Source organism: Asticcacaulis tiandongensis (assembly GCF_006475605.1).
Lineage (GTDB): Bacteria > Pseudomonadota > Alphaproteobacteria > Caulobacterales > Caulobacteraceae > Asticcacaulis > Asticcacaulis tiandongensis.
This window is the reverse complement of record NZ_SSBC01000010.1, coordinates 875,678-889,172: the sequence shown is the minus strand read 5'-3', so window position 1 is coordinate 889,172 and position 13,495 is coordinate 875,678. Positions and strand designations below refer to the sequence as shown.

Below are 13,495 nucleotides of genomic sequence, written 5' to 3'. Positions count from 1 at the left end.
TCAGCGTTTGTAGAAGGTGCGGGAAGCGCCTTCGGTGGTCGTGCCATCTGTGCGGGTGGCGCGGATCGACAGGGTATGCTGACCGGCGCTTAAGCCGGATTGGTCGATCTTGAAATCAAACTGCACCTTTGGCCAGTTAGGGTCATATTTCAGAACCTCAGGGGCGCGGGCCCCTTCGGGATCAAGGCCGTAACGGGCCTCGGAAGCCACCTTTCCGTCGATCAGGATTTCAACCTTTGTGATGCCAATCGGGGCGGTCGCGATGCCAAAATAATTGGCGTCGCTGTCGGGTTTCAGAAAGGTGCCGCGCGGCGGTTGGGCGATATAAAGGGCCGGGAACAGCGGGCAATCCGCAGGCGCGGCAGGGGCGGTTTTTACCCGCGCCGTATAAAGCGTGACAGCGGTGCGGTCAGGCGGCAGATTGACGGTCTTGTGCGGTTCAATGGCCTCAAAGCGGCGGCAGAGTTCCTGATAGAAGGCGATCTCTGAGGGTTGGTGATAGAGATAGCTGGGTTCCGGCAGGACGAGCACCACACCCTTACCTGCATGGGTGCGCCCTAAGGCTTCGATATCCAGCCCCCAGTGCTGACGCGCGGTGTTGAAGCGGCTGAAGGTGTCATAAGGCTCACCCAGCGTATAGTAAAGCCGTTGCTGCGCATCGGGCAGTTCAAGGTGGGTGGCGGGCACATGGCCTGAGACGGCAAGTGCCACATCGTTGCCGAAGCGCTGTTCGGCGATAGCCTTGGCCTTATCGACCTCGGCCTGAACCGGTGCCCAGTTTTCATTGCGCATAAAGTTCAGGGCGCGCCATTCAGCAGGAATGGTGGCTGAATTGGCCCAGGCCCACTGATAGGCGGTGATGCCCAGACCGACCCCAATCGCTAGTATCGGCCCGAGGGCAATGACGAACTGACGCAAACGACGGTGCGCGGGGCGGGCTTTATCGACAAAATTAATCAGCACCGCCGGCACAAGGGCGACCAGAGGCACATAGGCGAGGAACGGCCAGTGCGGCATCAATATGCGGTTGGCGGGCGATTGCACCAGATAGAGGCCGAAAATGAACAGGCCAACGACACCGAGCAGGGCCTGAGGTTCCTTGCGCTGGTCTCCAGTTATTGGCCACACGGCTTTTTTACCGGCATAGAGCAGGGCAAAAAAGAAAATCGGGGTGGTGATGCCGATCTGCTGATTGAGGAAGGACATCAAAAAGCTGATGTCAGGTCGCCAGTCGGGCCGGTTGGTGACGTGAAAGGCGATGGCGGGCCAGCCACTAGTGGCATTATAGATAAGTGACGGCACAAGCCCTAAGGCGGCGATCAGGCCGGTGACCCAGAATTTGGGATTGGTCCACAGTTTGCGGCCCTGAGCGGTCAGGAGGGCGAACAGCACCACGCCTGCGCCCGGAATGAGGAAGCGGAAGTGGATGAACAGGCCGAGCGCCGCACACAGGCCGGTCAGGCTCCACCATTTCCAGCTATCGTCGCGTAAGGCGCGCAGCAGGCAACCAAGCATCAGGGCGAGCAGAAGCTGCAAGGCCCCTTCGGGATAGTAGATGGTGCCGGACATGCTTAAGGGCGGGATCAGCACAGCCAGAATGGCGGCCCATATGGCCTGACGCTTTGTGACGACCCCTGAAGCCATGAAATAGACGGCAAACGGAATGGCTGTGGCAATAAGCAGAGATAAGAGGCGAAGCGGCAGAAGGTCCCAGCCGAAGATGGCCGTCACGACACGTGACAATAGCGGAAAGCCTGCGGGGATGTCGGGATAGCCCAGGGCCGGATAAAGGCCGGAGACGGCAAAGTGGCCTTCTTCCCAGATCGGGTTGGATATGATCCCGATATACAACTTCCAGAAAAAGACCGCAGCACCGATGATCAGGCCGATGCGGATCAGGGCCTTATCGTCACCGAACAGGGGTTTGCCCGCAGCCGCACTTTCCGGTTCGCTGCCCAGTTCATAAAGTTGCATGTCTTACCCCCGCTAGGAATCAGTCAGGCGCATAAAGCCACAGGGCTTACGGCCTGACAAGCCGCCGGGGAATCAGGGTTTGGGGGTGGGGAGGCGTTCCACGCATTGGGCAACCTGTGGTCTGAGTTTGACAGGCTCGGTTTCCTTATGGGCGATGCGTACAGAAGTGGCAGGTTCCGGGGCGAAGGCGAATTTTTCTGCCTGTGTCTCAAGCTTAACGATCTCGTCTTCACGGCGCAGGATTTCGCTTTCAACGTCGGTTAGGGCCTTTAGCGACAGGTTGGGCGAGCGCTCAACCCGTATGACCAGCAGGCGCATTTCGTCATAGGCCTGATCGCGCAGAGCTTCGGCGGCCGCGCGACATCTTATGGCTTCAGCGCCCTTAAGGTCTGGCAAGGGAGCTGCGGCAAGCATTAGTGTAGAGGCAAGGGTTAAAAGGTAGCTGATCGGAACATCCCCCAAACTGGACGTGCTTCGGAAGGGCCGTAAAACCTGTATATAGTGCAACTATACGCCTTTGGGGCGAAATTGCAAATAAATGGCAAGGCTTTGCGTGTTGTCGCTACCTAGAGGTATTAAAAGGTTATTTTGAGGCCTTATAATGCCTGAATATCCGGCCTAAAGGGCGGTGGTGACGGCGGTATCAACCGTATAGTCAGCGGCATAGCGCAGGTCACGTAAGGGTCTTACAGCGTCAATCGAGGCCTGATAGAGCGGATGGGCCTTATAGGCACGCAGGGCGTCGGCGTCAGCAAATTCGCCGTAGACGACCACTTCGATATCGTTGCCGATCTGGTCTATCTTCTGATTGAAGGCGATTTCCAGTTTCTGCGCGTGCGGTATCTGGGTGAGAACCGAAAGCCCCTTGCGGATCGCCTCGCGGTCTTCGTGGGCTTTGCAACTGAACAGAACAATGTGACGCAGCATCGGTAAGATTTTTCCAGGCTAACATTACGGAACCACTGTCGTCTTAAGAGTATAAACGGAAGCGTCAAGGCATAAGCCTGCGAAAGGTCTCAGATGGGCCGGTTTTCTTGCCATAAGCGCTGCATTCGAGTGATGAAAGCTTCCTGATCAGTTGCGGTGGCGAATATTCTTTTTGGAATTATCACCGCAGCGGCAGGGGTTACGTAAGCCAGAATAAGGTGGCGTGTTGTAACCACCGTATGGATTCCGATCCATCTGAAACGCGCCTCCTGATGGTTCAGATCGACGGCAAGGTCCTCATCACTTAGCTGAATATGGGCATCATGTTTTGCATTGGGCATATTTCTGAAATTCAGCAAACTACAGACCAAGCATATGGTGATCGTCACGAAAGCCATGATGAAAAATGCAGCCAGCATTAGCAATGCTAATAAAGTTAGCTCTGCCATCAGATTGTGATTGTTAATTTTGAAGGCCCCGATAACGCCTAAGACGGTCGGAACAGGCGTGAACATCAGCCAAGAAGCCGGGCGGCTATAGTGCCGGGGCAGAAAATCCAACGAATATTCGACATAATCCTTTAGGGTCAGGCGAAAGGCTGGGAGATGAATGGGCTGTGTCGTTGTCATCATGCCAGCTTATTGGAGCCGTTAAAAATGGCAACTTTTTAAAAGTAGCTTTAATTATAAGGCTTTTGTTGCAATACCAGAAGGGCGACGCCAGTTAAGGAAGTGGGCGCTGGCGATAATCAGCGCGCCCGTAATCGTCAGCAGGGTTTCGTGGGCTTCGAGGGCGTGTATATAGGCACCGGCGATCAGGAAGCCGAAACCGATAAGTGCCAGACCGACGACCAGCGGTTTTTTCCAGCCGCCGGAACGACTTAAGGCCCACAGGCTGACCGGCGCGGCGATCAGAACCAGAATCTGGTGGACCAGATGATTATCGGTGGCCTGACCCATCAGGGGTAGGGCTGCAAAGGCCGCAGGCAAGAGCAGACAATGCGCCAGACACAGGCCGGATAAGCCAATCGCGCTCAGATCGAGGATGGCGATATGGTTATGTTTGACTTTTCCGTGGGGGGCCGGTGCCGAAGACATAAGGCGTATAGTCCTGTGGTTAAGCGGTACATCACGGTAGATATGTTATAGTGTAACTATTGGCAAGTGGCGGGGGTGAAAAAAGTCAGAGGACGGCTTTTTTATCGGGGTGTCCGGTATATGGCGGAAGGGTCTCAAAAAGGCACGAATCGTGTGATGCCGTCCGACAGAGATTTTCACCACATCAGTTTTAACGCATACGGGCGCAGGCATGCTGAGAGTTCTTAAGATGATAATGGCGATGCTGTGTCTGTGTGTACCGGTCTCTGCCGGAGCCTTTTCCCAGAGCGAAATCAATGCCGACTGGCGTTTTATGTCTGAGGATGTAGCTGAGGCCGCTGCGCCTGAGTTTGATGACAGGGCGTGGATAAAGGCGACCTTACCGCACAGTTTCAATAGCTATCGCGGGGTCGGCTGGTATCGCAAAGCGCTTGATCTGAAGGCGGTGGCGCGGGGTGACCGGGTCTATCTGCAATTTGACGGGGCGGCGCTGGTGGCGGATGTCTATATTAACGGACACTCAGTCGGAAAGCACGAAGGCGGTTACACGGCCTTTCGCTATGATATTACGAAATTTCTCATGGCCGGGCGCAATGTGATTGCCGTGAAGGTCGATAATTCGGCGCGCGCGCATATAGCGCCCTTTGGCGGTGAGGCGACGGTAGAGGGGGGACTGCATCGCGGTGTGTCGCTCATTCAGGCGCGCGATGTCGGCATTGACTGGCTCGATCACGGGGGCAACGGTGTGGCGGTGACGAGCGCCCTCACGCTTAACAACCATGCTGATCTTAAGGTCAATGTCGCCTTGCGCAATCAACGGGCGCGCAGCGTCAAGATGACCGTTAATACGCGTATCTTTTCACGCGAAGGTATGATGGTCATGCAGATGACGCGCAATGTGACGCTCAAAGGGGGCGAGGCGCAGACGCTGGCGCTGGCCGGGCGTATGGTTCAGCCAAAGCTGTGGAACGGACGCAACGACCCCTATCTATATGCCGCGGTGACAGAGATTTCCGACGGCAACGAAACCCAGGAACGCATCGTTACCCATTTTGGTATCCGTCAGGTGCAGATCGATGCCCAGCATCGCTTTTTGCTGAATGGTCAGCCCTATCGGGTGGTGGGCGTAAACCTCAATACGGGGCGTGCAGGCAAGGGGCAGGCGGTCAGCGAAAGTGATATTGCTGAGGATTTCGATCTGCTGGAAGATATGGGGGTGACGGCGGTGCGGATAGCGCCATTTGCCGCGTCTCAGGCGGTTTATCATGAGGCGGACCGGCGCGGCATATTGGTGGTCACGGGCTTACCCGAAGGTAAGCGCGGGGAACTGACGGCGGCCTTTCATGCCAATACTGGTCAGCAGCTACGCGAACTGGTGCGCCAGAATATCAACCATCCGAGCATTGTAGCGTGGGAGACAAGGGCGGCGACCGATGCTGCCATTGTCGCGTCCGAAGATCCGTCGCGCCTGACGCTCAGTGCGGTCGGGACGGACAATCCGGCCCTGTTGCTGACCGCTGCGGGGAAACCTGCAGGGATCTATTTTGAACCGAAAGCTTCGGTTAATGAGGCGGCCACCTTAAGCGGGGTGATTGATGCCTTTCATGCGGCCCATGCCGGTTATCCGATGGCTATCCTGGGCTATGGCACCGGCGGCAGTGTGCGCCATCAGTCAGAAGCCGTGACGCGGATTGATCCGGTCTCAGGCTGGCACCCTGAGGCATTTCAGGCGGCTTATCATGAAATGGCCTGGGCGCATTTGCGGGCACGGCCTGCGGTGTGGGCGAGCTTTGTCTGGCAAGTCTTTGATTCGGCTTCGGAAGGTCGTAATGACGGCGATCAGACGGGCATGGATAATAGCGGCCTGATCACCTATGACCGTAAGGTGAAAAAGGATGCCTTCTGGTACTATAAGGCGCAGTGGTCGGCGCAGCCATTTGTCTATGTGGCCAACCGGCGGTTCCATGAGCGTACCGGTCGGGTGACACAGGTGAAAATCTACAGCAATCAGCCTTCGGTGACATTGACGGTCAATGGTGTCGTTGTCGGCACTCAGGATGTTCAGGGCGGGGTCGCAACTTTTAGCAATGTCAGTCTGGCGATGGGCACCAATACGGTGCGGGCCGAAAGTGGTGCGCATCTTGATGAGGTCAGGTGGACAGTCAGACCCGCCGTACCCATATTGCCGTAAAGGTTTTCAATCTGCCTGTGAGGTAAGTATGTCCGCTATAGTTGTCGATATCTGGTCGGATATCATTTGCCCCTTCTGCTGGATCGGTAAGCGTCAGTTTGAGAGGGCGCTGGAGGCTTTTCCGCATAAGGATCAGGTCGAGGTACGTCATCGGGCGTTTCGCCTGTCGCCGGATCAGCCGGTGGTGCCAACCGGCGTGATGTTGCAGCAGAAATACGGACTGACGGCCGAGCAGGCGGTGAACAATCAGCGCCGCGTCGAGGGCATGGCGGCCAGTGTCGGGCTTGAGTATCATCTGGATAACACTCTGTCCGGCGACAGCCTTAAGGCGCACCGGCTTATTCGCTATGCGGGTGATAAGGGCGCGGTTTTGCTTGAGCGGCTTTATCGCGCCTATTTCACCGAAGGCCTATCGGTGTTTGACGATGAGGTGCTTGTCCGGCTGGCGGTTGAAGCCGGCCTTGAGGCCGAGGCCGTGCGGGCGTTTCTGGCTGGTACGGAACTGACGTCTGAGGTCGAAGATGATCAGCGCGGTGCGAACCTTGCGGGAGCCAGAGGTGTGCCACACTTCGTCTTTGGGGGGCGCTACGCTGTGTCAGGTGCCCAGCCGCCGGAGGTGTTTACACAGGCGCTTGAGGCGGCGTGGAAAGATGCCGGTGCTTCAGCAGGCGGTTCTGCGGGTGATGGGCCGGTCTGTGAGGACGGGGTGTGCGAGGTTTAACCCCTTCTATCGCGTCCAGTTCACATGCACGACCTTATAGCCCTGATCCTTGAGGGCCTTGAGGATCATCGGCATGGCTTCAGCGGTCACCGGCTGCCAGTCGTGCAGCAGGATAATGCCGCCCTTTGACGTCGCCAGATTGTTCATCAGGCGATTGGTCACAGACACGGCGGTTTCACCGGCTTCCCAGTCATTGGCGGCGGCATCAATGGAAAAAACCGTGATGCCCTGAGCCTTGGCTTCGGCCAGCAGATGTTCGGTCTGACCCAGATAAGGGAAGCGGTAAAAGGGGGCCGCATCAGCGCCAAGGGTGGCTTTGAGTGCGGCTTGCGTTGTCTTGAGGTCTTCCTTTTGCGCCTCAGGGGAAAGCGCCGTCATATTGTCGTGCTTATAGCTGTGCATTCCCGCCGTATGGCCATCGGACACCACCAGACGCGCCAGATCGGGATATTGCGTGACCGCGTCACCGGTCATGAAGAAGGTGGCCTTCACGCATTCGGCCTTAAGGGCGTTGAGAACTTCGGGGGTGGTGTCAGGGCGCGGGCCGTCATCGAAGGTCAGGACGACTTCGTGAGGTTTCAGCGGCAGGCGTGGATGCTGTACCGAGCCATAGGCCTGACCGGCTTCGGGACCGAGTGTCAGAACACGGGCCGTGCCCAAAGCCTCAGGCGGACAATCGGTTTTGAGGGTGTCCGCCAGTACCGGTGCAGTGGCAACAAGCGGAAGAGCGGCTAATGCCGTTAGCAGGCTACGTAAGGTCATGAAATCTTGTAAATCCGTGAGGTTTGCGACATCCCTGAGATGGATAGTATAATCTTGTTGTTATGACTCTATCCGGCTGAATTAAAAGCATGACTGAGACCGTTTGAACAGGGGGACGATCATGAGGCTTGGGCTTATCGCTGTCGGGCTTATGGGGCTATGGCCTGTAATGGCTTCGGCCGGAGAATCGTTTCCGATAACAGGAAGCTGGCTGAAAACCGCTGATGCACCTGAGGTTGCAGCGCGTCTGTTGCCCGAAGACGCGCTAGACGTGGTCGACATTCGTGTGGGTAATACTATTGTTTTTGCACATGATCCGCCTGCGAATGTCAGACTGTATGCTCGACCCGAATCGGCCACGGCCTTAGTATGTCGGCGGGTATCTTACCATGTGGCTTTTCAGCCCGAAGCGGGGGCAGACCCGCAGCGACTCAGTGATGAGACGGTTTTGCATGTAAACCGCGTCAGTTCATCCGGAATGGTTGGCCTGAGCAAGGGCGAGGTCTGTGCCGACTTGCCGGTTAATCGCTTTGCCAGCGTACAGGGGCGGCGCACCGAAGCAGAGGCGATTGAGGTTCTGGAGTGGTTATCAGGACTACAGTCATTGAAAAAACCACCCAAGGAACTGACGGTGACCTGTCAGGCAAAGATCATGCCTGAAGTCTGTAACGGAAGTCCGTTTAAGGTTCTGACGAGTCTGCCGCTTGAAAAGACCTATATCATAGACGGGAACAGTATAGCGGTCATGCCCAATGGGGCCGGTCAGCTATATTGGGATGTTCGAATTGAAACCGAAGGCGAAAAGCGCAGGATTTCCCTTGTATGGAAAATACCTGCGCCGTTTTAATCACTTAGTTTTTCACATATGGGGCGATGGCGGGATCAGCCTTGACCCACAGATCGACCACCATCTTGCCGAAATATTTTGAGCCTTCGGGGCCGGTGTGGGTGTAGTCAAAGCCCTGACGGCTGTTGTCGGCCTGTTGCGAGGCATCGGTGAAGATGGCGGGTACGGTCGTGCCGGTGGTGATGCCTTCATAGACGTTTTCAGGAACAGGCCCGCCGCCGAGTTCAAGTGATTTCGCGATGCCCATTTCCTGCACTTTGGCCTGACCTTCGGCATAGAGGTCGATCAGGGTAACATCTGAGGTGCGGGCAATCAGACGCGTCAGTTGCGCCCACGGCAAAAGGTCGTTTTGCAGTTTGAAGTTCTTGAAATGACGCTGGGTGAGGGGGGTGACCAGCACAGGGGTGGCACCGGCTTTTTTCACATCCACCGTGTAGTTGCGGATATTCACCGGAAATTCGGTGCGGATATCGGTGCGGCGTTCAGGACGGTGTGAGCCGTCATTATGGCCGAACTGAATCAGCACATAGGTCTCAGCGAAATTGCCCTTGTCATTGATGAGCGTCAGGACTTCGTCCCACAGGCCTTCGACGCGGTAGGATTTGGAGGAGCGGCCACCGCGCGCCTTATTGATGCAGGTAACCTCGGGTTTGAACTGCGCGCAGAAGCCGGTGCCGTAGCCAGCCCGTTCGGTCATGGTCGAATCGCCCACCAGAATGACGCGGATGGGCTTGAGCGGTTCGGCGGCGGCATTTGAGGCCATAAGGGGCGCGGTTATAAGGGCGGCGGCCAGAAGAAGTTTGCGCAACATGGTCAGTGGGTTTCCCTGTCTGTGTGATTATTTATGATTACATCCGGCTGCTTATGATTACAATCTCTAAGGGCTTTGTACGGCGCAGGCTTGGCTTTCTGGCGCAGCGGCCTATATAGGGCGCATCACTGCACCGAAATGATCCCTAAACATGCGTAGCTATGCCTCTCAGGATTCGGCCAAACCGTCCGAAGCCCGTTCCAAATTCGCTTCCACTCTGGCGGTTCTGAAGCCCTATATCTGGCCCTCTGACCGGCCGGGTTTGCGGGCCTATGTGGTGCTGGCGCTGCTGGCGCTGGTAATGGGCAAGGTGTTCACCGTCATGATGCCCTATGCCTACAAGTGGGCGACGGACGCGCTTGATCCGCAGGCGCCGGTCAGCAACCTGTGGCTGGCGTCGCCGCTTCTGATGGTTGTGGCCTATGGCGTGGCGCGGCTTTTGTCCAATGGGTTCAATCAGATACGCGACGCTTTGTTTGCGCCGGTCGGGCAACATGCAGTACGCGGGCTGGCCAACCGGACGTTTGCGCATCTGCATAATCTGTCGTTGCGGTTTCACCTGCAACGGCGCACCGGTGGTCTGTCGCGGGTCATTGAGCGCGGGGCGACGGGGATTGAAACCATTGTCCGTCTGACGATCCTGATGGGGGTGCCGACACTGGTGGAGTTCCTGCTGACGGCGGCAATCATTGGGCACGAATATAATATGCTCTATGTGGCGGTTATCGCTGTGACGGTGGTGGCCTATGTGTGGTTTTCGATTGTGGCGTCCAACTGGCGCATCCGCATTCGTCGCGACATGAACGATGCCGACACCGAGTCCATGTCCAAGGCCGTGGATTCGCTGCTGAACTATGAGACCGTCAAATATTTCAACAATGAGGCGCTTGAGAAGGCGCGTTATGACGTCTCGACGGCCAAGTATGAGAAGGCAGCGACCAAGACCTTTACATCTCTGGCCTGGCTTAATCTGGGGCAGGCGGTGATTTTCACGCTGGGCATGGGCGCGGTGATGCTGATGTCGGCGCGTGAGGTCATGGCGGGGCAGCAGACTATCGGCCACTTTGTCATGATCAACGCTCTGATGGCGCAACTGGCGATTCCGCTGAATATGATCGGGACTCTGTATCGGGAAATCACCACGTCTGTGACGGATATGGATGCCATGTTTACGCTTCTGGATGAACCGGCGGAAGTGACTGACAGGCCGGACGCGAAGACGCTTAAGGTCGAAAAGGCGGCGGTGGTGTTTAAGGATGTGGTGTTTGCCTATGATCCGGCGCGGCCAATTCTCAAAGGGGTGTCGTTTGAAGTGCCAGCTGGTAAGACCGTGGCCATTGTCGGGCCTTCGGGGGCGGGGAAATCGACCCTGTCGCGGCTTCTGTTCCGTTTTTATGATGTTAAGGGCGGAGCCATCGAGATTGACGGGCAGGACATTCGGGAGGTGACGCAAGCCTCACTGCGTAAGGCCATTGGTATGGTGCCGCAGGATACGGTGCTGTTCAATGATACGGTGGCCTATAATATCGGCTATGGCCGTGCGGGGGCGACCGAGGCCGAAATTCATGACGCCGCCGAGCGGGCGCAGATTGCCGGTTTCATCGCCTCGCTACCGCTGGGCTATGATACGGAAGTGGGCGAGCGCGGCCTTAAGCTGTCGGGCGGGGAAAAGCAGCGCGTCGCGATTGCCCGTACACTCCTGAAAGCGCCGCCGATATTGATCCTTGATGAGGCGACCTCGGCACTGGATACGCACACCGAGCGGGAGATTCAGGCGTCGCTTGATGAGGTATCCCAGAACCGCACGACGCTGGTGATTGCCCACCGCCTGTCCACTGTGGTCGGGGCGGACGAGATACTGGTGCTGAAAGATGGCGTAGTGGCCGAGCGCGGGCGTCACAACGATCTTATGGCGCTTGGGGGGCTTTATTTCGATATGTGGGAAAAGCAAAAAGCCGCCGATGCGGCGCGTGAGACTCTGGCGCAGGTGGGGGCGGTATAGCGGAGGCATTACCAGAGCGTCAGGGCGGAAATCTTAAAATCCTCCCCTGCATAGCGGGGGAGGATGTAAGGTTATTTCCAGATAAAGCGTACGCCGTCCTGAGCATCTGATTGCGGGCCGGGGCTATCGGCAGTGATTTTTTTCGTTGTTGGATCAATGCGTAAGAAGCGGTGGTTGACAAGCGACATGAGCACCAGTTCGCCATAGGGCGTTTCAATCCACTGGAAGCTTTCGGATGTGGACGGCTCACCGGTTTTAAGCGTAACGGAGGCGTCGGTATTGACGCTCAGGTAATGGTCGCCAGATTTCAGCGCCACACGGCCAAGGCCCAGATCGATAACCTCAAAAGCTGTGGGCGTGCCGTCGGACAGTTTGCCGTCCGTAACCGACAGGCCGGTGTTTTGGTTGAAACCGGTGAAGGTGACTGACTGACCATAGGGAATGGGCCGCATCAGGCCCTGAGGGTGGGGTTGATGGATAGTGACCTCGTCAAAATCCGCATAGCCGCCTTCAACGCTGGTGGTGTTGTAATTGAACAGGCTGTAGCGCACGCCCTGAAAGGTTTTCAGTTGGAAAACCATAGTGAATTCATCGCCAATCGGCGTGAAATTCTGACCGTCGATGGAATAGCTGAAGCGGGCTTTTTCGGTCAGGAAATCGCAGTCGGCGCGGAACCACAGGCGGGTGGCGTCGGTTTTGATGCGCTCGGTTTTGCCGGTCTGCTGATCATATTGCACGATATTCAGGCCGGTGGCGGCCTTCTCAACGCCAATCCACGCATAGGGCCGGTTGAGCAGCCCAAGCCCCGCGACATCTCCTGTTTTCAGGCCGCTGGCGTCAAGGGCTACGGTCGGCTGAGAGATCGGCCCGATAGAGCGTTGTGTGAGCGTATTCTTTGCCCACCAGAAGCTTTTGGCGGGCAGGGCGTGCAGACGTAAGTGGCCGCTGCGTTCGCTCAGTGACCATTTATCGTCAACCGGTACATGATTCCATTGCCACAACGGTTTCAGTTTTGGGCCCGAAAAATCGTCGTTGCGTTCAAACGGTACGGTGATCGGCTGCGGATCGGCGGTTTTCGGTTTGACCCATGTGCGCGGATTGCGCTCCAGATTGCCCTCAAGGCCGAAATAGGGCCAGCCGTCTTTCCATGTGATCGGCGCAATCCCCAGCAGTCTGCCAACCGAATTATAGTCCATCATGGAAAAGCCCCACCATTCACCAGAAGGGGTATCAACGATACCGCCCTGATGCAGCGACATGCGGCCATTTGGGGCCGGGTTGGGCGGGATGACCTTGAAGGGGGCCGAATCCTCAGTGCCCCATGCGTCCTCAAGGCGATAGCCTTCGGCCAGACCGAAATCCTCATCTATGCTGATGGATTGATTGACCTCCCACGGGCCTTCGGGGTGATCGGCGCGCGCGGCGGGCATACGCATGCGGCCTGCGAACCACGCGCTGGTGATATAGTATTTGCCGTCAAACTTATAGAAATGGACGCCTTCGCCCATGCCGGCATCGCGGGAAATGATCACGCGCTCGGAACCCGGTACGATATCGGTCAGGTCATCGGTCAGTTGTACCATGGAGATATCCTGATAGCCCCAGATGGCGTAGATCTTCCCGTCATCGTCAAACAGTACCGACAGGTCGTGCATGGAGCGCTTCATTTCCTTGCGCGTCCAGGGGCCTGCGGGATCGGTGGCGGAAAAGACCTGTGTTTTCTCACCGTTGACATTGCTGAAGATATAGAAGGTGCCGTTATGATAACGCAGGCTGGGGGCCCAGATGCCCTGACCGTAGATTTCCTTGCCCCCTTCGAGGCGAAAACGCTCGCCCAAATCAAGCCGGTCGAGGGCATAGGTCAGGAATTCCCAGTTCACCAGATCCTTTGAACGCAGGATCGGCAGGCCTGGCATAGTGTGCATGGTTGTGCCGGTCATATAGAAATAATCGCCGACGCGGATCAGGTCGGGGTCCGAGAACTCATCGTAGAATATGGGATTGGTAAAGGTGCCGTTGCCATTATCCGGTGTCCATGTGACGGGCTTTTCTAAGGCCAGCGCCGACAGGGGCGCTAACCCCAGCAAGGCGGCCACACAGATGGATTTCAGCAGACGGCTACGCATCGGTTCTCTCCCTTTGTTTTGGGAGAGACCCTAGCGA

Annotated in this window: 12 protein-coding genes; 4 read left to right on the top strand and 8 right to left on the bottom strand. The window is 56.7% G+C overall.

What is annotated here, in order from left to right:
* The 5 genes from E5201_RS08265 to E5201_RS08245 form a co-directional block, all read right to left on the bottom strand.
* Positions 1-1,974, bottom strand: coding sequence for an ArnT family glycosyltransferase (locus E5201_RS08265; RefSeq protein WP_140985571.1), 1,974 nt, complete (start codon positions 1,972-1,974; stop codon positions 1-3).
* A 72-nt stretch (positions 1,975-2,046) separates the two neighbouring features.
* Positions 2,047-2,388, bottom strand: a complete 342-nt coding sequence (locus tag E5201_RS08260) for a hypothetical protein (RefSeq protein WP_140985570.1) — start codon at positions 2,386-2,388, stop codon at positions 2,047-2,049.
* 204 nt (positions 2,389-2,592) lie between these two features.
* On the bottom strand, positions 2,593-2,901 hold the full coding sequence (locus tag E5201_RS08255; protein WP_140985569.1) for a Dabb family protein: 309 nt from the start codon (positions 2,899-2,901) through the stop codon (positions 2,593-2,595).
* Between the two features lie 89 nt (positions 2,902-2,990).
* Entirely contained in the window at positions 2,991-3,533 is a 543-nt protein-coding gene (locus E5201_RS08250; protein WP_140985568.1) for a YcxB family protein, read from the bottom strand.
* Positions 3,534-3,584: 51 nt separating this feature from the next.
* Entirely contained in the window at positions 3,585-3,998 is a 414-nt protein-coding gene (locus E5201_RS08245) for a MerC domain-containing protein (protein ID WP_140985567.1), read from the bottom strand.
* A gap of 211 nt (positions 3,999-4,209) precedes the next feature.
* Between E5201_RS08245 and E5201_RS08240 the strand changes: the two genes are divergently transcribed.
* On the top strand, positions 4,210-6,189 hold the full coding sequence (locus E5201_RS08240) for a glycoside hydrolase family 2 protein (RefSeq protein ID WP_140985566.1): 1,980 nt from the start codon (positions 4,210-4,212) through the stop codon (positions 6,187-6,189).
* A 28-nt stretch (positions 6,190-6,217) separates the two neighbouring features.
* Positions 6,218-6,910, top strand: coding sequence for a DsbA family oxidoreductase (locus tag E5201_RS08235; RefSeq protein WP_181404571.1), 693 nt, complete (start codon positions 6,218-6,220; stop codon positions 6,908-6,910).
* A gap of 6 nt (positions 6,911-6,916) precedes the next feature.
* Here the strand turns inward: E5201_RS08235 and E5201_RS08230 are convergent, their stop codons facing one another.
* Positions 6,917-7,672 carry a polysaccharide deacetylase family protein gene (locus E5201_RS08230; RefSeq protein WP_140985564.1) on the bottom strand — a complete coding sequence of 252 codons (756 nt, stop codon included), beginning with the start codon at positions 7,670-7,672 and terminating at the stop codon, positions 6,917-6,919.
* 121 nt (positions 7,673-7,793) lie between these two features.
* On the opposite strand from E5201_RS08230, the gene E5201_RS08225 reads away from it, so the two are divergent.
* Positions 7,794-8,519 carry a hypothetical protein gene (locus E5201_RS08225; protein ID WP_140985563.1) on the top strand — a complete coding sequence of 242 codons (726 nt, stop codon included), beginning with the start codon at positions 7,794-7,796 and terminating at the stop codon, positions 8,517-8,519.
* Between the two features lie 4 nt (positions 8,520-8,523).
* Here the strand turns inward: E5201_RS08225 and E5201_RS08220 are convergent, their stop codons facing one another.
* Complete coding sequence (locus E5201_RS08220) at positions 8,524-9,330, bottom strand: SGNH/GDSL hydrolase family protein (RefSeq protein ID WP_140985562.1); 807 nt, start codon at positions 9,328-9,330, stop codon at positions 8,524-8,526.
* 151 nt (positions 9,331-9,481) lie between these two features.
* Here E5201_RS08220 and E5201_RS08215 point away from each other — a divergent pair, with 151 nt between their 5' ends.
* On the top strand, positions 9,482-11,332 hold the full coding sequence (locus tag E5201_RS08215; protein WP_140985561.1) for an ABCB family ABC transporter ATP-binding protein/permease: 1,851 nt from the start codon (positions 9,482-9,484) through the stop codon (positions 11,330-11,332).
* 71 nt (positions 11,333-11,403) lie between these two features.
* On the opposite strand, the gene E5201_RS08210 is transcribed toward E5201_RS08215, so the two are convergent.
* Positions 11,404-13,458, bottom strand: coding sequence for a glycoside hydrolase family 43 protein (locus E5201_RS08210; RefSeq protein WP_140985560.1), 2,055 nt, complete (start codon positions 13,456-13,458; stop codon positions 11,404-11,406).
* Between the last annotated feature and the right edge of the window lie 37 nt (positions 13,459-13,495).

Bases quoted from the DNA above. Each gene is read 5' to 3' on its own strand.
- E5201_RS08265 (WP_140985571.1), bottom strand. From the start codon at position 1,974: ATGCAACTTTATGAACTGGGCAGCGAACCGGAAAGTGCGGCTGCGGGC.
- E5201_RS08260 (WP_140985570.1), bottom strand. From the start codon at position 2,388: ATGCTTGCCGCAGCTCCCTTGCCAGACCTTAAGGGCGCTGAAGCCATA.
- E5201_RS08255 (WP_140985569.1), bottom strand. From the start codon at position 2,901: ATGCTGCGTCACATTGTTCTGTTCAGTTGCAAAGCCCACGAAGACCGC.
- E5201_RS08250 (WP_140985568.1), bottom strand. From the start codon at position 3,533: ATGATGACAACGACACAGCCCATTCATCTCCCAGCCTTTCGCCTGACC.
- E5201_RS08245 (WP_140985567.1), bottom strand. From the start codon at position 3,998: ATGTCTTCGGCACCGGCCCCCCACGGAAAAGTCAAACATAACCATATC.
- E5201_RS08240 (WP_140985566.1), top strand. From the start codon at position 4,210: ATGCTGAGAGTTCTTAAGATGATAATGGCGATGCTGTGTCTGTGTGTA.
- E5201_RS08235 (WP_181404571.1), top strand. From the start codon at position 6,218: ATGTCCGCTATAGTTGTCGATATCTGGTCGGATATCATTTGCCCCTTC.
- E5201_RS08230 (WP_140985564.1), bottom strand. From the start codon at position 7,672: ATGACCTTACGTAGCCTGCTAACGGCATTAGCCGCTCTTCCGCTTGTT.
- E5201_RS08225 (WP_140985563.1), top strand. From the start codon at position 7,794: ATGAGGCTTGGGCTTATCGCTGTCGGGCTTATGGGGCTATGGCCTGTA.
- E5201_RS08220 (WP_140985562.1), bottom strand. From the start codon at position 9,330: ATGTTGCGCAAACTTCTTCTGGCCGCCGCCCTTATAACCGCGCCCCTT.
- E5201_RS08215 (WP_140985561.1), top strand. From the start codon at position 9,482: ATGCGTAGCTATGCCTCTCAGGATTCGGCCAAACCGTCCGAAGCCCGT.
- E5201_RS08210 (WP_140985560.1), bottom strand. From the start codon at position 13,458: ATGCGTAGCCGTCTGCTGAAATCCATCTGTGTGGCCGCCTTGCTGGGG.